Below are 18,384 nucleotides of genomic sequence, written 5' to 3'. Positions count from 1 at the left end.
TCCTTTAGAGCGGGCGCAGCGCCCTGATCTCGTTCAGACGGGCCTGCACAAATACATCCTGACCAAAGCCGTATCGCGCCCAACCCAGACTGTCCAGCCGCACCGCTTCGGCCTCTGCGGTGTTGCCTTGCAGCATAAGCGCTTCGGCCTTGAACATCATCAATGTCGCAAGCAGGGCGGCGTTTTGGTGGTCACGGGCAAGGGGAATTGCACCGTTAGTCAGTGCGATGACGGCCTCCGCGTCACCGGCAGTGAGCGCAAATGCCGCACGTTGCACGGCGATGTGTGCTGCGTGAATTTGTGTCGCGGGATTGGACCGGTAGATGCGGTCGGCCGCGTTGAAAGAGGCCAGCGCAAGTTCGGAATTGTTGCCGACTTGCAGACGACCATGCGCGTAATGTGCAAATGCTTCGCGTGTGCCACCCCAGCCAAAGGCGTTGCCGATTTGGATGGCATTTTGGGCAGCCGCGCGGCGGCGCGATGGCGTTGCTGCACCCGACAGCGCCGTTTGGACGGCATCAATCCAGTCGCGATTGGTGTCATCTTCAGGGAACCGCGATCCGCGATTGCCCGCAGGGTTTAGCCGGGCAAGAAGGGCAGGGAGCTTTTCTGCCACCTGACCGCGTGTCATGCCGTTTGCCAATTCGGGGGCGTAATAGGCTTTCAAAACCAGCATATCAAAGCTGGTCAGCACGTTGTGGATGTTGTCGTCGTTGAACACTGAATCCGGCAGACGGTACAGATCGTTGAGCGGTCCAAGCGCTTGTGCCAGTTCTTCGTGCAGACAGTCGCGGATTTCCTGTGGGGCTACATCGGACGGCACAAACATAATCGCACGGTCGCGGCGTGTCAGCGTTGTCCAATCGACCGTGTCGGTCCGGCGGACGCGCAGGAATTCGTCCCAACTGGATACGCGGGGCACAACAAAACAGGCCGCACGCGGCACGGCGTCGTTCAGCACGCGGCGGGGGATGGCCTGTACGATAATCTGCGGTTGTGCGGCTTCCGACATGTCGATGTTGATGTTCGCTTCGCGCCGCAGACGGCTGAGCAATTGATCAAGATCATTCAGCAATGTGTCTGAGATTTCGCCCTGCACACGGACATTTATGGGCCCTTCGAAACGGGTCATGAACGGTATTTGTTTGCCGCTTTCCATGCGGAACGACAGGTCGAGAAAGTCCTGCGAAATCTCGGTATTTGATCGCGATGGGGTGCGCACGGGCACAGCCGCAAAGGTTTTGACCGGTGGCAGGACGGATGCAATCGGGGCCGCGCGTGTTGCGGCGACCTCTTGCGGGACAGGCGCGCAGGCCGTGAGAACGGCGAGACTGAGGGCTGCGAGACGGCTCATGCGGCGGGCCGTTGGTATTTGATGAAATTGGTTAAGCTGCCGACGCGGTCATACAGCTGGCGACCAGCAGCGTTGTCGTCTTGGGTCAGCCAGTACACATTCGGCGCGCCCTGGGCGTCGGCTTCGGCATAGACCGCTTCGATCAATTTCCGACCGCAGCCTGTGCCACGCGCGGCGGGACTGACGTAGAGATCTTGCAGATAACAGACGTTTTCGATTTTCCATCCATGACGGTGGAAAAGGTAATGGGTGAGGCCAATCAGTTCGCCATCCGCTTCAGCAACAAGAGCGGAAAAGTCCTGAGGATCGTCGCCCAAAAGGCGGTCAAAGGTGGACGCAAAGACGTCGGACGGCAAAGCGGTGCCGTAGAATTCAAGATAGGCGGTCCACAGCCCTATCCACGCCGCCTGATCAGCTGCGTGAAGTGGGCGTATGATGACCGGCATTTTTGCCTTGGTCACGTCTGCTCTCCTCAAGTGCGTCAATCTTGCCTGCCACAAGACTGCGTCCCCTCGTGTGTGTGGCTACGGCAAATGCGCGGCCATCATGGTGGGGGCAGGTTGATTAAAGGTGAACAGAGGGAGGCACGCACCTGATATTCGGGATAGTACCCGCTTTCTCGGAACTGCGTTGCACAGAAGACTCAGAGGTTTGTGGTGGCGGAGGTGCCGTGGGCTAGATGTTGATGCAGGTTTCTGAAGGGATCATGGTCAACAGCTCGCTCCATTAGATTTTACAGATCAACTGATAAGAGAGCGAATGTCTGTTTCGTGTCAAACCAACTATGCACTCTTGGAACGCCTGACTGGAAAATATTAGCTTCGGAAAGCAAAACAATAGAACGATTGCCACGATGCATAGCCAAGGTGTTCCTGATAAAATACTTCGAGCGTTGAAGCGATTTGAAGTAGACAAGCGGTTACTGGAAAATCTCAATCGAGAAACCCAAATCGTAACTGACCTTGATATTTGGGGAGACGATTTCACCGAATTTTATGAGATATTTAGCGAGAGAGATGGCGCTGAGTATCTTGTTAATGCGAAGCTTGTCCCAAGCGAATTTGCCTGGGCTGAAACCACCAGGGATGGTTTCCCTTACCGATATGAAAAGGGCTGTACCCGTGGCCTCATTGACTGTTGCGGAACTTGATGAATTCTCGCGTGGGCTTGGCTCCGAAGCATTGGTTTCGACCGATGTACAAAGTGTAGCAAAGTCCGTCTCTTACTAGCTTAAGCGCTGCTAAGCGAACGGCGGTAATTTCCGGACCGGCAACTCGTGACCAGCTCAGCGATGATGTTGGAAGAGCCAAAATTTCCAGATGCTGCAAAGTCCTTCAACATCGACTAAAGACTTGGGGGCTGCGCAATAAAGGAGGACGAAAATGCTGAGGAAATTGCTTATTTGGGGCGCGCTATTGGCATTGATTTTCATCGGGGGAAATCTTTTTCTGTTTCCGCCGCTCCCAAATCCCCCCGAAATTGCTAAAGGACTTCCGAGTGATTTCTCCGAAGCTGACGAAGAGTTTAACAGGCGAGTGTTGGCAGCATTCCCGATGCCATTAACGGTCGAAGAACTCACCGATCGGTTGAGCGAGCAAGGGTTTAAAGTTTATGCTGAAAATAACTATGGAAACTTTGAACAGAGCGGTTTTCCCTGCACGCTAATCTGGAGAATCCATTGGGAAGAAGTAGATGGTGCTGTCAGCGAAATGACATCAAAATATGGGGGCATATGTCTGTAAGGCAGGTTCAGTCACCGGAGAAGCAACCGTTGGCGCATCCGCAGCGAAGCCACATTTTGTCCGCTCAACTATCCCACGACCAGCCAAACCTACTGAATAACAATCTCGTCTGCACGGATCATGCCCAGCACATCGCGCGCTTGTTCGTCCAGAAGGTCCAGATCAAGGTAGTTATCCGACAACCGGCGTGTCAGGTTTTCCATGCGTGCCACTTCGGCGTGTAGGGTCGCGAGCTCTTGGGATAGCGCGCGACCCTCTGCTGTGACTTCCGCACGTTTGAACACCCCGTAATCACCCTGCACGGCGGCAAAGGTGAAATACAGACCCATGGCCAAAAGCCCTAGGAAAGAAAGGAGTGTGCCCATCGCTGGGCGGCTACGTTTTCGCATCGGTGCCTCAAAATGCCGTCTTCTTTGGACGATCTATCGCTAGAATCGCACATCCGAATCACTTTGTGAATCCTAAAAATGCACCGCCATGCAATTAATAATGGATTAGTTCGGCATCCACGCATGCGTCGTAAAACTGCCCGTGATGTAGTGGCATTCAGGGGCGCTTGGCGGTTCGCTGCATAGGTGGCCTGCGATGGTTCCTGCGACATATCCGATGTCGTCGACCGGATCTGGCGTCAGCTCTGTCAGGGTCAAGCGTAGATCGCTTTGCGCGCGTGCGACCACGTCTTCGGCGAATTGACCTGCCATGAACAGGGTGGCGCTTGTGCTTGTGCTGGGGACTGATTGCGCGAAGGTGGCTGTGATATTGATCAGGCCTGCGCCTTCAAGCAGGCGGTCGCCGCTGTCATAGCCGACAAGATACAGCGTATTGGACATCGGGCCACCTTCGACGAGAAACTCGGCGCTCAGGTCGATGACGTCGGTTGAAAAATCAACCGTTTCCCAATCATAAAGATCACCAGCGATGGACAGGTGAATTGTACCAAGCTTTGGAATATCCCGTAGAGGATGATCGCTTTGCTGCCAACGTGGGCTGCCTTCCGCTGCGACTTGCGTCCATGCGGGCGGGATGCCGTCGAGCACTGGCTGTTCAACAGGTGTGCAGGCCACCAGTCCGAAAAGTACAAAACTATATCGTAGCATCACCACGCCCCCTTGCTTTGGTACAACTTAGCCGTGCAAGCGGGCGTGGTCTAGCATTTAGCCCGCCACAGAGGCCGCGTAGATCGCATCGATTGTCTTAGACAATTCGCTGTTGAAATCGGCGTCGTCCTGCTGGGCAGAAAGTCCTTCGGTCAACGCGCGAGAGAAGCTCGCGATGATGCCCTTGTTCTGAGCGAGTCGCGTATTGGCCTCTTCACGGTTGTAACCACCGGACAGTGCCACGATCCGCAGTACTTTTGGATGGTCGACCAATGACTGATATTGGTTCGCGACTTCCGGCAGCGTCAGTTTCAGCATGACTTGCTGATCGTCGGGCAGGGCGTCCAATTGCTTTGTGATCGCAGCCAGCAGCAGGTCTTCGGCTTCGGCTTTGTCAGCGATAGAAATTGTGACCTCAGGCTCCAGGATTGGCATCAAACCGTGCGCCAAGATTTGTTTGCCCACTTCGAACTGCTGGGCGACGATCGCATCAATGCCGTTAGCATTGGCCGCTGAAATAACAGAACGCATTTTGGTTCCGAAAATACCGGCGTCTGCCGCCTTTTTCAAAAGTGCGTCCAGACCGTCGATCGGTTTCATCAACTGAACGCCGCCCTCTGCATCGCACAGGCCTTTGTCGACTTTCAGGAATGGGACAACGTGGTGATCTTCCCACAGTGCGGTCGCGGCAGGCTTGCCATCGATCTGGCGGTCCATCGTCATTTCAAAAAGGATCGCACCGACGACCTTGTCGCCCGTAAATGCGGGCGCGTTCACGATCCGGGACCGCATCCCGTGGATCAATGAAAACATCTCGTCTTCGGTTTTGTAGGCATCTTCTGTGACGCCGTACAATTTGAGTGCTTTTGGGGTTGAACCGCCACTTTGATCCAAAGCCGCGATAAAGCCTTTGCCGGCCCGAACCTGTTCCCACTGCGCTTGATTAGACATGTCTAGCATCACCAATTTCCTTGCAAATGACTGGGTCACCCCCGTTACCCGTTGTCATAAGGTGCGGGGGGAGAGTCTTGCAATTATGGTTACGCTAACAGTTAGCGCTAAACAGTCGGTTTAATTGGATAAAGCGGCAACGCCGGGCAATTCCTTGCCTTCCATCCACTCCAAAAAGGCCCCGCCTGCAGTCGAGATATAGGTGAAATTATCTGCCACCCCCGCCTGATTCAGCGCCGCAACCGTATCACCGCCACCCGCGACAGACGTCAGGTTACCCGAGTCGGTCAATGCACCAGCCACGCCCGCAGCCGCATTTGTGGCCCGATCAAACGGTTCGATTTCAAACGCACCCAACGGGCCGTTCCAGACGAGGGTTTTGGCGCCCGCCAGAACTTCGCTAATGTATGTCACCGTGTCAGGACCTGCGTCCAAGATCATCGCATCCGCGGGGCAGGCGTCAGGCGCGACTACTTCGTTCGCAGCGCCCGCTTTGAATTCGCGGGCGACAACAATATCGCGCGGCAGGATGATTTCGCAGCCCACCTTTTCGGCTTTGCCCAAAATTTCGCGGGCCGTGTCTGCCAGATCATGCTCGCATAGCGATTTGCCGACATCGATCCCTTGGGCTGCAAGGAACGTATTCGCCATGCCGCCACCGATCACCAGATGATCGACCTTGCCGACAAGATTACCCAACAAATCAAGTTTCGTTGACACTTTCGCACCACCAACCACGGCCACAACAGGGCGTTTTGGTGTGCCAAGGGCCGCTTCCAATGCGCCAAGCTCTGCCGCCATCAAACGGCCTGCGCAGGCAGGTAGCAATTTCGCAATGGCTTCTGTTGAGGCATGGGCACGATGGGCCGCAGAAAAGGCATCGTTCACATAGATATCGCCGAGTGACGCCAAACGCTTTGCAAAGCCTTCGTCGTTCTTTTCTTCGCCGGGATTAAACCGCAAGTTTTCCAGCAGCAGGACCTCGCCGTCTTCCATGTCAGCGACGGCATCCGCGTAGTCACCATCCACAAAGGTCACAGGCAAGCCAAGCGTGTCGGACACAGCACTTGCGATATGTCCAAGCGACATTTCAGGGACGACCTGACCCTTCGGACGCCCGAAGTGCGCCATCAGGATAACCTTGCCGCCAGCTGCCTGAATATCGTCCACAGTCGCGGCAATCCGCTCAATGCGAGTTGTATCCGTCACGCGTCCGTCTTCCATCGGCACGTTTATGTCTACGCGGACCAATGCGCGCTTGCCCGCAAAGTCCATATCATCAAGGGTTTTCCACGCCATTTGCCGTCTCCTAAGTCTGGGTTGTGTCTTACCTGAGGGAAGGACCGGAAAACGTCAACTAGCCGTCCCTTGGCAATTGCCGCTTTGGGCCATATGTCTAGGCCAACCTAAAAACACGGGAGCGCCCAATGGCCGATATTAAAGATCCAGAAAACACGATCATCATGACACTGAAAAACGGTGACGTTGTGATCCAGCTTTTGCCTGATGTGGCACCACAGCATTGCGAGCGGATGAAGACACTCGTGCGCAATGGCGACTACGACAACGTGGCGTTTCACCGCGTGATCGACGGCTTCATGGCGCAAACAGGCGACGTGGCAAACGCGAACATGGAAAAAGACTACAACCCGGGCCGCGCAGGCACAGGTGGGTCGAACATGCCCGACCTGCCAGCAGAATTCTCCAAGATCCCACACGCACGCGGGTCTATCGGCGCTGCACGGTCTGCGAACCCGAACTCTGCGAACTCCCAGTTCTTCATCAACTTCAAAGACAATGACTTCCTGAACGGCCAGTACACTGTTTACGGTCAGGTCATCGAAGGCATGGAGCACGTTGACGCAATCGTAAAAGGCGAGCCACCTGCGAACCCTGATCGTATGGTTAAAGTTGTGGTGGCTGCTGATGCTTAAGCTTGCTGCCGTTCTTGCACTTGTCGCTGGTCCAGCGGTGGCGACAGGTCTTGAAATCGACGTGACAGGTGAGGCCAATGGCACCATCAAGATCGACCTTTTCGAAGATGTCGCACCAAACCACGTGGCCCAGATCACTGCGATTGCAGAAGCTGGTGATTACGACAACGTCGTATTCCACCGTGTGATTGAAGGTTTCATGGCGCAAACCGGCGATGTCAAAAATGGCGTCGCGGGTGGCAACCTGTCCCGTGCGGGTACAGGTGGGTCTGACCTCGGCAACATCAACGCAGAATTCTCTGATCTTCCGTTTGATCGTGGCGTCGTCGGCATGGCGCGGTCGCAAAACCCGAATTCTGCGAATTCGCAGTTTTTCATCATGTTTGCACCGGGTCACTTCTTGAACGGTCAATACACAGTCGTTGGTGAAGTTACCGAAGGCATGGATGTCGTTGACGCGATCAAGCGCGGCCAAGGCCAAAGCGGGTCTGTTGCAGGCACGCCAGACGTGATGAGCGCCGTACGCGTGACGGAATAGCGCATCGCACTTGATGCGCAAAAGGCGGGTCCAATGGGGCCCGCCTTTTTTTGTTGGGCAACTGCGTTTCCTATCGGGAAACATTGCTGTGACGCTACGACCGATGGTTGTGTCAGGCCGCAAGACTGTTAGTGTCGCGACTTGTCGAGTTCAGTGGTGGTAAAGATATGCGACCAGTTTTTCTATCTTACGGTTTGATAGCAGTGCTGCTGGCTGGCTGCGGCGGCGGTGGGTCAAATATGGCCGAGGTCATGACAGCTGTGCCGACGCCAAACCAACCCGCAACCCCGACACCAGATACGCAAACGCCCGCCGTGACGCCGCCGGCCGTATCCGACACCTCAATTACGCTTTCACAGGTGAACACGAACGCGGCGGGGTTCGCGGCATTGCTGACGGATATTGGTGCTCGCGAAGACCTGAGCGAACTTGCCCCACTGGATTCCGTTGCAGACCTGCAGGCACGGGGCGGTGCGACCTATGACGGCGTCTTTTACGTCTATGGCAACGCGTCGCGCGTCGATGGATTTGTCGGCAACAGCGTTATTGAAATCGGCTTTGATGATCCTTCGATCCCAAGCGTTGCAGGCGGTGCGGACGGTTTCATCTATGTGGATGGGCCGGAATTAGCGGCTGTCGTGGAAACGGATTCTTTTGCGGCGATCGCGAGCGATACGCCGACTTTCGATGCCGAAGGGTCGATCACTTTCACAAACGGCGAATTGGCCAATACGTCCGGTGTCGCGGCTGCCGGATTTGAAATCGCGGGGACGCTCAGCGCCGATACCGGTGGTGGGACCACGCAAACAGTAAATGTAACAGGCGCAATGGCCGTCTTGTTCGACGGGGATCAGGCGTTTGGGGTCGGGGGCGATATCAGCGATCCGTCCTTTGACCTGAGCACCCCAGAAGTCTTCTTTTTTGGTAACGCAGACCGCTAGGTCCCGCAGAATGTGCGGGTGACCTGTTCTTCCTCGGTCGGCGCATTGGCGAACCCCTTGGTCGCGTCAGTGAGCGGCGCAAAAGGGTCCGTGACGGCTGCCAATAGTGCGTGAAACGGTGCGAAATCCCCAGAAACCGCGGCTGTGATCATCGCTTCTACATTATGGTTGCGCGAAATGATCAATGCGTTCACCGGTTCAGCATCACGACGTTTGGTCCAGCGGTCATGCCATGCGTCAAATGCGGCGCGGTCCAAAAACTGATCCCGCGCGTCGTCAAGATTGGCAAAAACGTTCGTGAAGTCTGCCCCGTCCGCTGCCATCAGGTCCAGTAGATCGCTGGCAAGGGCATCATCGGCCTCTATCATGACTGACAGCCCCAGCTTCCGCCCGAACACACGGCGACGCTCTACTTGAAAGATATCGTTGAAACCGTTGACAGCAATCGTAAATTCTTCAATCGCGGCGTCCCGATCATCCATCAACGGAATAAGGGACGTGGCAAATTGGGCCATATTCCACGTCGCGATTTGTGGTTGATTTTGATAGGCGTAGCGACCAAATTGATCAATCGCGCTGAACACGCGTTCGGGATGATAGCTGTCCATGAAGGCGCAGGGCCCGTAGTCAATCGTTTCGCCCGCAATTGATGCGTTATCGGTGTTCATCACGCCGTGGATAAACCCAAGCCCCATCCACTCCGCGATCAGTCTGGCCTGCCGCGCGATCACGGCATTCAAGAGATCGCTTGGACCTGTCGCATCAGGATAATGCCGCGCGATTGTGTAGTCGGTCAGGGCCTTCAACGCATCCATATCGCCGCGTGCTGCGTAAATCTGGAAGGTGCCGACGCGGATGTGGCTGCTGGCAACGCGGGTCAGGATAGCTCCGGGCAGGACGGTTTCACGCACCACAGGCTCACCCGTCGATACGGCGGCTAAGGCACGCGTTGTGGGAACGCCAAGCGCATGCATGGCTTCGGACACAAGATACTCGCGCAACACAGGACCAAGCCACGCACGCCCGTCGCCACCACGCGAAAACGGCGTACGACCGGACCCTTTCAGCTGTATGTCGAAGCGTTGATTGTTCTGAACAACTTCTCCCAACAAAACCGCGCGTCCGTCGCCCAGTTGCGGGTTCCAGTTCCCGAATTGATGACCCGCGTAAAGCTGCGCAAGGGGGGCGGCACCGTCTGGAATGGTATTGCCCGAAAACACGGCCGTGTCGCCATCGTCAAAAGTAATCCCAAGGTCCTTGGCCAGCGCATCGTTGCGGATTATCAAATGCGGGTTTCCGACGGGTGTCGGTGTAACCTCAGCAAACATATTGGCCGGTAAGTGACTGTAAGAATTATCGAAATGCGCCTTCATGACAGAATGTCAGTCACCACTGACCGCGTGCTGTCGGTCCGAAAACCAACGCGTTTCCAGAAATGCAGCAGCGGATTGTCCGCAGCGCCCAGTTCCGCATGCAAGGCTTTCACACCGCCCGCCCGCAGTGCCACCGCAACTGCGTGCAAGGTTTCGGTGCCAATCCCGCGTTTACGGACAGACGGGCGCATGTAGATTTCTGAAATCCAGCCGACCATACCGCCAGCCTCAACGCTCCATGCGAAAGTGACCAGCACGTAACCCAACGGGGCGCGGGCAGGGCCGATTAACCAGATGGCACCCAGCGGGTTTCCTTCAAGCAAAGGGGCGGCCACCGCAGCACGGTGGGCGTCGTCGTAAGGAAGCCCTTGTTCGGTATGGTGTTTTTCCATCAACGCGAGGCACAGATCGGCGCCATCCGGCGTCGCAAGGTTCACCGCGGCGCTCATAGTCTTGCCAACCGTGTGGCAAGCAAATCAAAGAAACCGTCAGCGTCGATATCTTTCATGAAGGTCGCGTTAGCCGGTCGATCCGACACGCGCCACCAATCCGCGACAGTGGCTCCTAGCGTCAGTTCTGAAGTTGTTTCGATCTCGACGTTGATGTGGCGGCCTGCGAACAAATCCGGCTGGATGAGGTAGGCAATTACGGTTGGGTCATGCAGCGGCGCGCCCTCTGATCCGTATTTTTCCATGTCGAACCTTTCGAAGAAATCGGTCCAAGCAGCGACCATGTCACCGACCTTGGTCCCCATGGCGCGGAACTTATCGACGCGGGCTTTGGTGGTCAGCGCTTTGTGTGTCACGTCGAGCGGCATCATTGTGATCTTTACGCCAGATTTCATCACGATATCAGCAGCTTCTGGATCAACGTAAATGTTAAATTCAGCGCTTGGTGTGATGTTGCCACCTTCAAAATAACCGCCGCCCATCAGCACAATTTCTTGCACCTTTTCAACGACATCCGGTGCGCGGTTAAATGCGGTCGCAATATTCGTCAAAGGACCAAGCGGGCACAATGTCACGGTGCCTGCATCTTCGCGGCGCAGCGTTTCGATAATGAAATCAACGCCGTGCTGGTCCTGAAGCGGCATGGTCGGATCATCCATTTGCGGCCCGTCCAGACCTGTCGATCCGTGAACATGTTCGGCTGTGATCAGCTTGCGATTTATGGGCGCGTCACAGCCCGCGAAGACCTTGGTTTCGGGGAAACCAGCCAATTCGCAGACGATGCGTGCGTTCTTTTCGGTCAGTGGCAGTGGCACGTTACCGGCGACCGCCACGACGCCCAAGACATCAAGGTCTTCGGGTGACGCAAGCGCCAACAAAATGGCGACCGCGTCGTCTTGGCCGGGGTCCGTGTCGATGATGATTTTGCGGGGCATGAAACGTCCTTTTGATTCCGCGTCACTGTGTCGGTTTGGGGCAAAAGGGGCAAGGGCTGGCGGCGCGATAACGTGGCGCGCGAAGGCTGATTTGCGCCTATGATTGCGTTGGTTTTGGCGCGCCGTCCGCCGAATTTGGGCTGATTTGTAGGCGATCCTTTTTACGCTGCATTGCAAGGGCGATTTCAGCAACTCATGGCCGAAATTAGGCATCAATGCACAACCCCATGGTGGGGCTAAGGCGTTGTGGTCAAAAGGGTTTCGGGAAGCATCAGCTTTTCAAGATCCGAAAAATGGAGACATGACCATGACAACGCAAATGAAGTTCACAACGCCTGCAATCGCATTGGTGATGACAGCCGGGGCTGCTTCGGCACAGGCCGCAAGTATCGATGTGAATGGGGATGGAATGTATAGTTTTCCGGAACTGCAGGCTGCCATGCCCGAGATCACCGAAGACGCCTATGTCGTACTGGATGTGAACGGGGATGGCTTACTGGAAGCTGACGAAATTACGGCCGCAATCGAAGCGGGTCTGATCGTCAATCCAGAAGAATAACAGATAGATGCGCACGGCGGGGACGCCCGCCGTGCGCATGATTTTTAGACGTGTGCGTCTGGTCCGCGCGACAGGGCCGCGACGCCAGTGCGTGCGACTTCTTGCAGGCCTAGCGGGCGCATCAGGTCAGCAAAGGCGTCAATTTTTTCAGGCGTGCCTGTGATCTCAAACACAAATGATTCCAACGTGCTATCGACCACATTGGCGCGGAAAATGTCGGCCAAGCGGATTGCTTCAATGCGGTGATCGCCTTTGCCAGCGACTTTCAGCAGCGCCAGTTCACGTTCCACAGATGGGCCTTCGACAGTTAGATCGTTGACTGTGTGCACGGTGACAATCCGGCCCAGCTGCGACTTGATCTGCTGGATCACTTGCGGCGTCCCGGACGTCACAATCGTGATCCGTGACTGATGACCTGTGTGGTCAATTTCGGCCACTGTCAGGCTTTCGATGTTGTAGCCGCGCCCCGAAAACAGGCCGATGACACGGGCCAGAACACCCGGTTCGTTTTCGACGATGACCGCCAATGTATGCCGTTCGACCGTGTCGCCAAACGGCGTTTTTAGGTCATAGGCAGAGTGGCTGGAGGCGCCTTTTTTGAGTTTGAGTGGTGACATGGTGATGTCCCTTTTTCGCATTTTTTGCATTGTAACTGACGTGCACAATGCGTGCACAACCCGTGCACATGTGTGTCATTAAACGAGGACTGCGCCGCCCGCCTTGATTGCCCCTTGCGTGTCCGCGTCGCCCAGCAGCATTTCGTTGTGCGGCTTGCCTGACGGGATCATCGGGAAGCAGTTTTCGTGCTTTTCGACCAGACAATCGAACAGGACCGGACCGTCGTGCGTGATCATTTCCATGATCGCGTCGTCCAGCGTATCGGGGTCGTGGCACTGGATGCCTTTTGCACCAAACGCTTCGGCCAGTTTCACGAAATCGGGCAGGGATTCGGACCAGCTGGATGAATAGCGTTCGCCGTGCAGCAATTCCTGCCACTGACGCACCATGCCCAGACGTTCGTTGTTCAGGATGAATTGTTTTACGGGCAGGCGGTATTGCATCGCGGTGCCCAGTTCCTGCATGTTCATCAGCCATGACGCTTCGCCAGCCACGTTAATGACCAGCGCGTCAGGATGCGCCATTTGCGTCCCGATTGACGCAGGGAAGCCGTAGCCCATTGTGCCCAGACCACCGGAGGTCATCCAGCGGTTCGGATCTTCAAAGCCAAGATACTGCGCGGCCCACATCTGGTGCTGGCCCACTTCGGTCGTGATGTAGCGGTCGTGTTTCTTGGTCAGTTCTTCCAAGCGCTGCAACGCGTACTGCGGCTTGATGATCTTGCCTTCTTGTTTGAAGCTCAAACAATCGACTTTTTTCCATTCGTTGATCTGGTCCCACCATTTGGCCAGACCTTCTTTGTTGGTCTTGCGTCCGTTGGCCTTCCAAACTTTCAGCAGGTCCTCAAGAACATGGGCCACGTCGCCCAAGATCGGCATATCGACGTGGATCACCTTGTTGATGGATGATGCGTCGATATCGATGTGTGCTTTCTTCGATCCCGGCGAGAACGCATCAAGACGCCCTGTGATCCGGTCGTCGAAACGCGCCCCGATGTTGATCATCAGATCGCAGTCATGCATCGCCATGTTGGCTTCGTACAGCCCGTGCATACCCAACATGCCCAGCCAGTTGTCACCAGACGCGGGGTAGGCGCCCAGACCCATCAGCGTGGATGTGATCGGGAAACCTGTTGCCGCAACCAATTCGCGCAGCAGCTGGGACGCTGCCGTGCCAGAGTTGATGACGCCGCCGCCTGTATAGAAGATCGGGCGTTTTGCCGTTTCCATCGCTTTGGCGAGTTCGGTGATCATTTCCAGATCGCCTTTGACCTGCGGCTGGTAGTGCGTTTCCATCTGCTTTTTCTGGGAATAGGCCCCAGTTGCAAATTGCACGTCTTTTGGAATGTCGATCAGCACCGGACCCGGACGGCCCGATGTCGCGACATGGAATGCTTCGTGCAGTGTTTGCGCCAGTTGATCCGTTTCTTTGACCAGCCAGTTATGTTTCGTACATGGCCGCGTGATGCCAACGGTGTCGGCTTCTTGGAACGCGTCGGATCCGATCATAAATGTCGGAACTTGGCCCGTCAGAACCAGCAATGGGATGCTGTCCATCAAGGCATCCGTCAGACCCGTCACGGCGTTTGTCGCGCCCGGGCCGGATGTCACCAATGCCACACCAACCTTACCAGTGGATCGCGCATACCCTTCAGCTGCGTGCACCGCACCTTGTTCGTGGCGGACCAGGACGTGCTTAATGTGGTTCTGCTGGAAAATCTCGTCGTAGATCGGAAGGACGGCACCACCGGGATATCCAAAGACGACTTCCACGCCCTGATCTATCAGAGCCTGTACTACCATTTTTGCGCCGGTCATGGCTTTTGTCATATCACTCGCGTCCTTCGCGTCAGTTTTCAGATCGATTGGCAACGTGGGGTGCCGGTCGTGTTCTCACAAAAAAGCCCCCGATGTTATCGAGGGCGCATGGGAAGCTGTTATGGCTTTACCGTTACCGGCCCATGCGCGTTATATTCACCACTAGAATGACGATGTTCATCTCAGGCTCCTTCGTGTGGGGACACACTATGCAGATGAAAAAGGGGGGTCAACGCCTGAGTTGGAGAAAATGTCGTCAGGAGGCGATTTTTCGCAACTTTGTTAAAGGTGGCGTTTTGGGGGGCGGCGTTCATGGGAAAGCAAAAGGCCCGCCACATTGGTGACGGACCTTTTCAATCAGGTGTTGGTACATCCGAGCCCTAGCAAGCGTGGGGCCCGTCGATGTGATCACCGATAATTAGTTCGCGTCAAAGCAACCGGCGTTACCCGCCTGACACCGTTCATTGAGGAAGAGGCCAAACTCGGCTTCGCCCTCGACGTCGTCGAACAGCGTTGTTGCAACGCCACCAACAGTTGCGTCTTCAAGGAACCCTTCGCCAAGAGTGATCGCACCAGCGATGGCTGTTGCTTCATCGCCGCCCAATGCCCCTTCGTAAGTGCCGACGGTTTCAAGGTCCTGAAATTCGACAGTACCAGCGAATTGGCCGTCAAGATCGAATTCAGTTGCCGTCAGGATGATGGTCTGCAGGTCGATGGCTAGCCCGTCGGGATCATATACGCGATCGTAGATAGACCCGTTTACCTGACGCTCGCCAAAATCGACATTGACGAAGACATCGCCGGTAATCAGCGTAGCAGCTTCTGGTACAAGTGATGGATCCGCGCCGTTGCCGGTCGTCAGAAGTGACCCGATGTTGGACAGGCCAACATAATCACCTGCAAAGCTTGCAAGTCCCGCTGGCGCCGCTGTGTACTCGACCTGCTGAACGACCCCACCGCCGAAGTAACGGTTGAATTGTCCGCCATCCATTACAAGAACAGCATTGAGACCCGCGTCATCAGATTCGGCAGCAAAACCTGTGAATGCGCGATCAAGCGGGTCATCTTGCTTCACAAAGCGCGCATAGCCATCCACTGTTCCTGCTGCGGTGTATTCTTGCAGAATGTCATTGCCGTCCAATGCGATCTGTACGGTCAGGGTGCCAGCATCTGGATCGAACGAGGCGGTGCCAACATCACCTGATGTGACTGCCCTTGTTGTCACTAATTCAGCGGAAGGGTCGGTGGGGGCCGCAACGACTGGCGGCTGTGCACGCGGCAGGTTTTTGGGATCGGCCGCTTCGCCTGGCGATGGTGGCACGACTGTGCCATCTGTTGGTGTATCGACGACTTCGGTCGGCGTTTCGGGGGTTTCCTGCTCCACGACAGGAATGTCCGGCGTTGTAATGACTTCGTTGCCTGAGCTGTTGCCGCAGGCAGACAAGGTTGCTGCAGCGACGGCTAATCCAAACAACTTATTCATTTGTACATTCCTTTTTTGACCACTCATATGTTGTAAAAGCGGCGGTTGGCTGAAAGTCAATCTGTAACCGCAAGTTGAGCGTAGTTTTCAATATCTCACACATTGAATACACTTCTAAGGCGTTAAGATGGCAAAGATCGTTCCTAATCAAGGACAAGCAGCGATGCCGGATCATATTCGAAATCAACCTCGCGGTATGGCGTCTCAAATATCATCTCATTGGTCCTGAAATCGTTGGACAGGCAGCCGATGCGATTGGACGTGACTTTTTCCCCGTAGATTTTCGGGCCTGTCGGGTCCATGACAATGCAGCCTGCATTCTGGGCTAAAAGGCACGTTATGACCGAGACAATTGTAGATTTAGAGACATGGCCCCGTGCTGCCCAGTTTCGCTGGTTTCGCACCTATGATCGCCCGCATTATGCAACCACGTCTCGTTTGGATGTTTCGCGTTTGATCGCGCGGCGTGGCGCGTCGGACTTTTCTGTGTACCGCGCGAGCCTGTTTGCGATTGGCTGTGGCCTGCATGCGGTGCCCGAGCTGCTGATGCGGTTTCGAAGTGACACGGTTGTGCGCCACGCGACGACGCATTTGTCGATGCCAGTGCCGACGCCGGAGGGGAGTTTTAACTACGCTTATGTTCCGTTTGTCTCGGACTTCGCAGAATTTGATCCCCAGACCAAAGCAATTTTGCACGACGCCGCCGCCGCTGACGAATTGAATGCTGTGGGGGCAGGGACCGACGATGTGGTCTTCCTGTCCTGTATGCCGTGGCTGGATTATACGTCGATCAACAACGCGATGCCCCATAAAGATGACAGCATTCCGCGGGTCACTTGGGGCAAATATGTGTCTGAAGCGCACGAATGGAAAATGGCCATGACGCTCGAAGTGCATCACGCGTTGGTAGATGGCGCGCATGTCGGTGCGTTTTTTCAGGCGGTTCAGGACACGCTCGATCAGTTTTAACGCTAACAGCCGACGGGTTGGTCCTAGACCACCGTCCCGCATCCGCGTATCAGGCCCGCGCAACATGACCCGATAGACTGGGCGGCGGGAGGCCACGACCATGACTGACAAGACACGTATCGTTATTTCAAGCGACCATGCCGATATCGCGATGCGCCAAGCCATTGCGGCGCGCGTGGCTGAATTGGGCTATGAGGCGGTTGATATCGGCCCGACCACTTCGGAAAGCACTCATTACCCCAAGCACGGCGAAGCGGCTGCGCGGATGGTCGCGTCAGGTGATTGCGCGCTTGGCATTTTGCTGTGCGGCACAGGGCAGGGGATCATGATGGCGGCCAACAAAGTGAAGGGTATCCGCTGCGGCGTCTGCTCTGACACGTTTTCCGCTCGGATGATCCGTGAACACAACAACGCAAATATGTTGTCGATGGGCGCGCGGGTGATCGGTGAAGGCCTTGCGCTGGACATCGTCGATGCGTTTCTTGGAGCAGCCTTTGAAGGCGGCCGCCACGGCACGCGGGTCGACATGATCACTGCGATTGAAGGCGCCTAGGCGGTTTCTGGCAACGAGCGCGAATTGATGAATGATCACTTCGCGTTCAAAGTTGTGACTGTACGCTTAGCGCCTAACGTCTGCCCGTACTCTCGAAGGTGGATTTAGAACCAACCGATGATCGCGTCGTAGGCATACAATCCAAGGTAAGCCAGAGCGATATTGTAGAACGTGTTCCCGATGGCCAACGGCACGATGATCCGCCAGTAGTTGTAGCCGATAATGCTAAGCGAGCCGACGACGAAATCGTTGGAGAACGGTGACACGGTTCCGTAAACGAAAAGCGCAGGTGTCACTAATCTAGGGTGACGCGCAAGGCGTTCGGACAAGTGCTCCATCGTTGCTTCGACCCTTGGCGGCAGGCTGGATTTGACCGTGCGCCCGATCAAATACATCGTGCTGTCGCCGAGCATGACGCCCATGGCAGTGCTGATCCCAAGCACAACAGGATTCAACCCGCCGGCTGCCAGACTCATCAAAACCAGATGATAAGGAATGCCGGTGAATGTTGTGAAGCCGCCGATCATGCCGAGTGCGAACATTACCACATAGGCATTGGTGGCACCGACCGCGTCAATCAGGTCGTCTGCCGGAAAGCTTGCTACAGCGATCGAGATCGCGAGGTATGCACCGACCACCATGACCACTTTGGCGACGTTCTTGCCGCGCTTCGGGGGCGGATTAATCTCGGCGGCGGTCACTCTGCTGGTCTTTCGGTTAGGGGCCGCATGCGGTCGACCGCGAAAGTCCCATCGTCCACAAAGCTGCCCCGCATCATGACATGCTGTCCAATTTCCATTTCCCGGAACGACGCGATATCGCGCAGCTCCGCGTCAGCGGATACGACAAGGACGGTGATCTCGCCGTGTGCGTCCTGAATGCGCGCGCTGTCTGCGGTGACGCTGACGACCTCACCCGCAAGACGGTGTTGGGTTTCTTGCGCCTGCATGTAGAGGAAAAACAGCGAGAGCAGCGCGAATGCGACCGCTGTCGCCAGACCGACCAAGAGTGTCCGGCCCAGCGAATAAGGGTGGGTTTTGCGGGTCATCTTGTGCCTTTGTCCATCAGGCT

23 protein-coding genes are annotated in these 18,384 nt (G+C 55.7%); 8 read left to right on the top strand and 15 right to left on the bottom strand.

The window, feature by feature from the left end; genetic code table 11:
• Positions 1-4 precede the first annotated feature (4 nt).
• Together MWU61_RS13730 and MWU61_RS13725 are read right to left on the bottom strand one after the other, a co-directional pair.
• The gene (locus MWU61_RS13730; RefSeq protein WP_247128944.1) at positions 5-1,354 is read right to left on the bottom strand and encodes a DUF2927 domain-containing protein; all 1,350 of its coding nucleotides are present in this window, start codon (positions 1,352-1,354) and stop codon (positions 5-7) included.
• The gene (locus MWU61_RS13725) at positions 1,351-1,800 is read right to left on the bottom strand and encodes a GNAT family N-acetyltransferase (protein WP_247129016.1); all 450 of its coding nucleotides are present in this window, start codon (positions 1,798-1,800) and stop codon (positions 1,351-1,353) included. Before MWU61_RS13725 ends, MWU61_RS13730 begins: the two co-directional genes overlap by 4 nt.
• A 407-nt stretch (positions 1,801-2,207) precedes the next feature.
• On the opposite strand from MWU61_RS13725, the gene MWU61_RS13720 reads away from it, so the two are divergent.
• Complete coding sequence (locus MWU61_RS13720; RefSeq protein WP_247128943.1) at positions 2,208-2,504, top strand: hypothetical protein; 297 nt, start codon at positions 2,208-2,210, stop codon at positions 2,502-2,504.
• Positions 2,505-2,736: 232 nt separating this feature from the next.
• Complete coding sequence (locus tag MWU61_RS13715) at positions 2,737-3,096, top strand: hypothetical protein (RefSeq protein WP_247128942.1); 360 nt, start codon at positions 2,737-2,739, stop codon at positions 3,094-3,096.
• Between the two features lie 89 nt (positions 3,097-3,185).
• Here the strand turns inward: MWU61_RS13715 and MWU61_RS13710 are convergent, their stop codons facing one another.
• From MWU61_RS13710 to MWU61_RS13695, 4 genes are all read right to left on the bottom strand, one after another.
• Positions 3,186-3,485 (bottom strand): septum formation initiator family protein, encoded by a 300-nt coding sequence (locus MWU61_RS13710; RefSeq protein WP_247128941.1) that lies wholly within the window; start codon positions 3,483-3,485, stop codon positions 3,186-3,188.
• Positions 3,486-3,590: 105 nt separating this feature from the next.
• Positions 3,591-4,193: a hypothetical protein gene (locus MWU61_RS13705; protein WP_247128940.1), complete on the bottom strand. Its 603-nt coding sequence runs from the start codon at positions 4,191-4,193 to the stop codon at positions 3,591-3,593.
• Positions 4,194-4,250: 57 nt separating this feature from the next.
• Positions 4,251-5,144, bottom strand: coding sequence for a fructose bisphosphate aldolase (locus MWU61_RS13700; RefSeq protein WP_247129015.1), 894 nt, complete (start codon positions 5,142-5,144; stop codon positions 4,251-4,253).
• A 120-nt stretch (positions 5,145-5,264) separates the two neighbouring features.
• On the bottom strand, positions 5,265-6,443 hold the full coding sequence (locus MWU61_RS13695; protein WP_247128939.1) for a phosphoglycerate kinase: 1,179 nt from the start codon (positions 6,441-6,443) through the stop codon (positions 5,265-5,267).
• A 128-nt stretch (positions 6,444-6,571) separates the two neighbouring features.
• Between MWU61_RS13695 and MWU61_RS13690 the strand changes: the two genes are divergently transcribed.
• From MWU61_RS13690 to MWU61_RS13680, 3 genes are all read left to right on the top strand, one after another.
• Positions 6,572-7,078 (top strand): peptidylprolyl isomerase, encoded by a 507-nt coding sequence (locus MWU61_RS13690; protein WP_247128938.1) that lies wholly within the window; start codon positions 6,572-6,574, stop codon positions 7,076-7,078.
• Positions 7,071-7,616 (top strand): peptidylprolyl isomerase, encoded by a 546-nt coding sequence (locus MWU61_RS13685; RefSeq protein WP_247128937.1) that lies wholly within the window; start codon positions 7,071-7,073, stop codon positions 7,614-7,616. The genes MWU61_RS13690 and MWU61_RS13685 overlap by 8 nt, the downstream gene beginning before the upstream one ends.
• A gap of 167 nt (positions 7,617-7,783) precedes the next feature.
• Positions 7,784-8,557, top strand: coding sequence for a hypothetical protein (locus MWU61_RS13680; RefSeq protein ID WP_247128936.1), 774 nt, complete (start codon positions 7,784-7,786; stop codon positions 8,555-8,557).
• On the opposite strand, the gene MWU61_RS13675 is transcribed toward MWU61_RS13680, so the two are convergent.
• From MWU61_RS13675 to MWU61_RS13665, 3 genes are read right to left on the bottom strand one after another with little or no spacing between them, the layout of a single operon-like run.
• A complete protein-coding gene (locus tag MWU61_RS13675; protein ID WP_247128935.1) occupies positions 8,554-9,930 on the bottom strand; it encodes a protein adenylyltransferase SelO in 1,377 nt (458 codons plus the stop codon). The two genes, MWU61_RS13680 and MWU61_RS13675, sit on opposite strands and share 4 nt — an antisense overlap.
• Complete coding sequence (locus tag MWU61_RS13670; protein WP_247128934.1) at positions 9,927-10,379, bottom strand: GNAT family N-acetyltransferase; 453 nt, start codon at positions 10,377-10,379, stop codon at positions 9,927-9,929. Before MWU61_RS13670 ends, MWU61_RS13675 begins: the two co-directional genes overlap by 4 nt.
• A complete protein-coding gene (locus MWU61_RS13665; protein ID WP_247128933.1) occupies positions 10,376-11,314 on the bottom strand; it encodes a nucleoside hydrolase in 939 nt (312 codons plus the stop codon). Before MWU61_RS13665 ends, MWU61_RS13670 begins: the two co-directional genes overlap by 4 nt.
• Positions 11,315-11,615: 301 nt before the next feature.
• On the opposite strand from MWU61_RS13665, the gene MWU61_RS13660 reads away from it, so the two are divergent.
• Entirely contained in the window at positions 11,616-11,873 is a 258-nt protein-coding gene (locus MWU61_RS13660) for a hypothetical protein (RefSeq protein WP_247128932.1), read from the top strand.
• 44 nt (positions 11,874-11,917) lie between these two features.
• Here MWU61_RS13660 and ilvN read toward each other — a convergent pair whose 3' ends face one another.
• From ilvN to MWU61_RS13640, 4 genes are all read right to left on the bottom strand, one after another.
• Positions 11,918-12,490, bottom strand: a complete 573-nt coding sequence (ilvN, locus tag MWU61_RS13655; RefSeq protein WP_247128931.1) for an acetolactate synthase small subunit — start codon at positions 12,488-12,490, stop codon at positions 11,918-11,920.
• A gap of 78 nt (positions 12,491-12,568) precedes the next feature.
• On the bottom strand, positions 12,569-14,320 hold the full coding sequence (locus MWU61_RS13650; protein WP_247128930.1) for an acetolactate synthase 3 large subunit: 1,752 nt from the start codon (positions 14,318-14,320) through the stop codon (positions 12,569-12,571).
• Positions 14,321-14,726: 406 nt separating this feature from the next.
• Positions 14,727-15,791: a hypothetical protein gene (locus MWU61_RS13645; protein ID WP_247128929.1), complete on the bottom strand. Its 1,065-nt coding sequence runs from the start codon at positions 15,789-15,791 to the stop codon at positions 14,727-14,729.
• 143 nt (positions 15,792-15,934) lie between these two features.
• Entirely contained in the window at positions 15,935-16,093 is a 159-nt protein-coding gene (locus tag MWU61_RS13640; RefSeq protein ID WP_247128928.1) for a hypothetical protein, read from the bottom strand.
• Between the two features lie 37 nt (positions 16,094-16,130).
• Here MWU61_RS13640 and MWU61_RS13635 point away from each other — a divergent pair, with 37 nt between their 5' ends.
• Positions 16,131-16,760, top strand: coding sequence for a CatA-like O-acetyltransferase (locus MWU61_RS13635; RefSeq protein WP_247128927.1), 630 nt, complete (start codon positions 16,131-16,133; stop codon positions 16,758-16,760).
• Positions 16,761-16,860: 100 nt separating this feature from the next.
• Positions 16,861-17,313, top strand: coding sequence for a ribose 5-phosphate isomerase B (gene rpiB, locus MWU61_RS13630; protein WP_247128926.1), 453 nt, complete (start codon positions 16,861-16,863; stop codon positions 17,311-17,313).
• A gap of 104 nt (positions 17,314-17,417) precedes the next feature.
• On the opposite strand, the gene MWU61_RS13625 is transcribed toward rpiB, so the two are convergent.
• On the bottom strand, positions 17,418-18,014 hold the full coding sequence (locus tag MWU61_RS13625; protein ID WP_247128925.1) for a VTT domain-containing protein: 597 nt from the start codon (positions 18,012-18,014) through the stop codon (positions 17,418-17,420).
• Positions 18,011-18,361 (bottom strand): hypothetical protein, encoded by a 351-nt coding sequence (locus MWU61_RS13620; RefSeq protein WP_247128924.1) that lies wholly within the window; start codon positions 18,359-18,361, stop codon positions 18,011-18,013. Before MWU61_RS13620 ends, MWU61_RS13625 begins: the two co-directional genes overlap by 4 nt.
• Positions 18,362-18,384 lie beyond the last annotated feature (23 nt).

The sequence above is a fragment of the Loktanella sp. F6476L genome, from assembly GCF_023015725.1.
In the GTDB taxonomy this organism is placed as follows: Bacteria; Pseudomonadota; Alphaproteobacteria; order Rhodobacterales; family Rhodobacteraceae; genus Yoonia.
Note: the sequence above shows the minus strand (reverse complement) of the source record. Positions and strands in the feature narration are given on the sequence as shown.

Coding starts and splice junctions, on each gene's coding strand:
- MWU61_RS13730 (WP_247128944.1), bottom strand. CDS start 1,354: ATGAGCCGTCTCGCAGCCCTCAGTCTCGCCGTTCTCACGGCCTGCGCG.
- MWU61_RS13725 (WP_247129016.1), bottom strand. CDS start 1,800: ATGCCGGTCATCATACGCCCACTTCACGCAGCTGATCAGGCGGCGTGG.
- MWU61_RS13720 (WP_247128943.1), top strand. CDS start 2,208: ATGCATAGCCAAGGTGTTCCTGATAAAATACTTCGAGCGTTGAAGCGA.
- MWU61_RS13715 (WP_247128942.1), top strand. CDS start 2,737: ATGCTGAGGAAATTGCTTATTTGGGGCGCGCTATTGGCATTGATTTTC.
- MWU61_RS13710 (WP_247128941.1), bottom strand. CDS start 3,485: ATGCGAAAACGTAGCCGCCCAGCGATGGGCACACTCCTTTCTTTCCTA.
- MWU61_RS13705 (WP_247128940.1), bottom strand. CDS start 4,193: ATGCTACGATATAGTTTTGTACTTTTCGGACTGGTGGCCTGCACACCT.
- MWU61_RS13700 (WP_247129015.1), bottom strand. CDS start 5,144: ATGTCTAATCAAGCGCAGTGGGAACAGGTTCGGGCCGGCAAAGGCTTT.
- MWU61_RS13695 (WP_247128939.1), bottom strand. CDS start 6,443: ATGGCGTGGAAAACCCTTGATGATATGGACTTTGCGGGCAAGCGCGCA.
- MWU61_RS13690 (WP_247128938.1), top strand. CDS start 6,572: ATGGCCGATATTAAAGATCCAGAAAACACGATCATCATGACACTGAAA.
- MWU61_RS13685 (WP_247128937.1), top strand. CDS start 7,071: ATGCTTAAGCTTGCTGCCGTTCTTGCACTTGTCGCTGGTCCAGCGGTG.
- MWU61_RS13680 (WP_247128936.1), top strand. CDS start 7,784: ATGCGACCAGTTTTTCTATCTTACGGTTTGATAGCAGTGCTGCTGGCT.
- MWU61_RS13675 (WP_247128935.1), bottom strand. CDS start 9,930: ATGAAGGCGCATTTCGATAATTCTTACAGTCACTTACCGGCCAATATG.
- MWU61_RS13670 (WP_247128934.1), bottom strand. CDS start 10,379: ATGAGCGCCGCGGTGAACCTTGCGACGCCGGATGGCGCCGATCTGTGC.
- MWU61_RS13665 (WP_247128933.1), bottom strand. CDS start 11,314: ATGCCCCGCAAAATCATCATCGACACGGACCCCGGCCAAGACGACGCG.
- MWU61_RS13660 (WP_247128932.1), top strand. CDS start 11,616: ATGACCATGACAACGCAAATGAAGTTCACAACGCCTGCAATCGCATTG.
- ilvN (WP_247128931.1), bottom strand. CDS start 12,490: ATGTCACCACTCAAACTCAAAAAAGGCGCCTCCAGCCACTCTGCCTAT.
- MWU61_RS13650 (WP_247128930.1), bottom strand. CDS start 14,320: ATGACAAAAGCCATGACCGGCGCAAAAATGGTAGTACAGGCTCTGATA.
- MWU61_RS13645 (WP_247128929.1), bottom strand. CDS start 15,791: ATGAATAAGTTGTTTGGATTAGCCGTCGCTGCAGCAACCTTGTCTGCC.
- MWU61_RS13640 (WP_247128928.1), bottom strand. CDS start 16,093: ATGGACCCGACAGGCCCGAAAATCTACGGGGAAAAAGTCACGTCCAAT.
- MWU61_RS13635 (WP_247128927.1), top strand. CDS start 16,131: ATGACCGAGACAATTGTAGATTTAGAGACATGGCCCCGTGCTGCCCAG.
- rpiB (WP_247128926.1), top strand. CDS start 16,861: ATGACTGACAAGACACGTATCGTTATTTCAAGCGACCATGCCGATATC.
- MWU61_RS13620 (WP_247128924.1), bottom strand. CDS start 18,361: ATGACCCGCAAAACCCACCCTTATTCGCTGGGCCGGACACTCTTGGTC.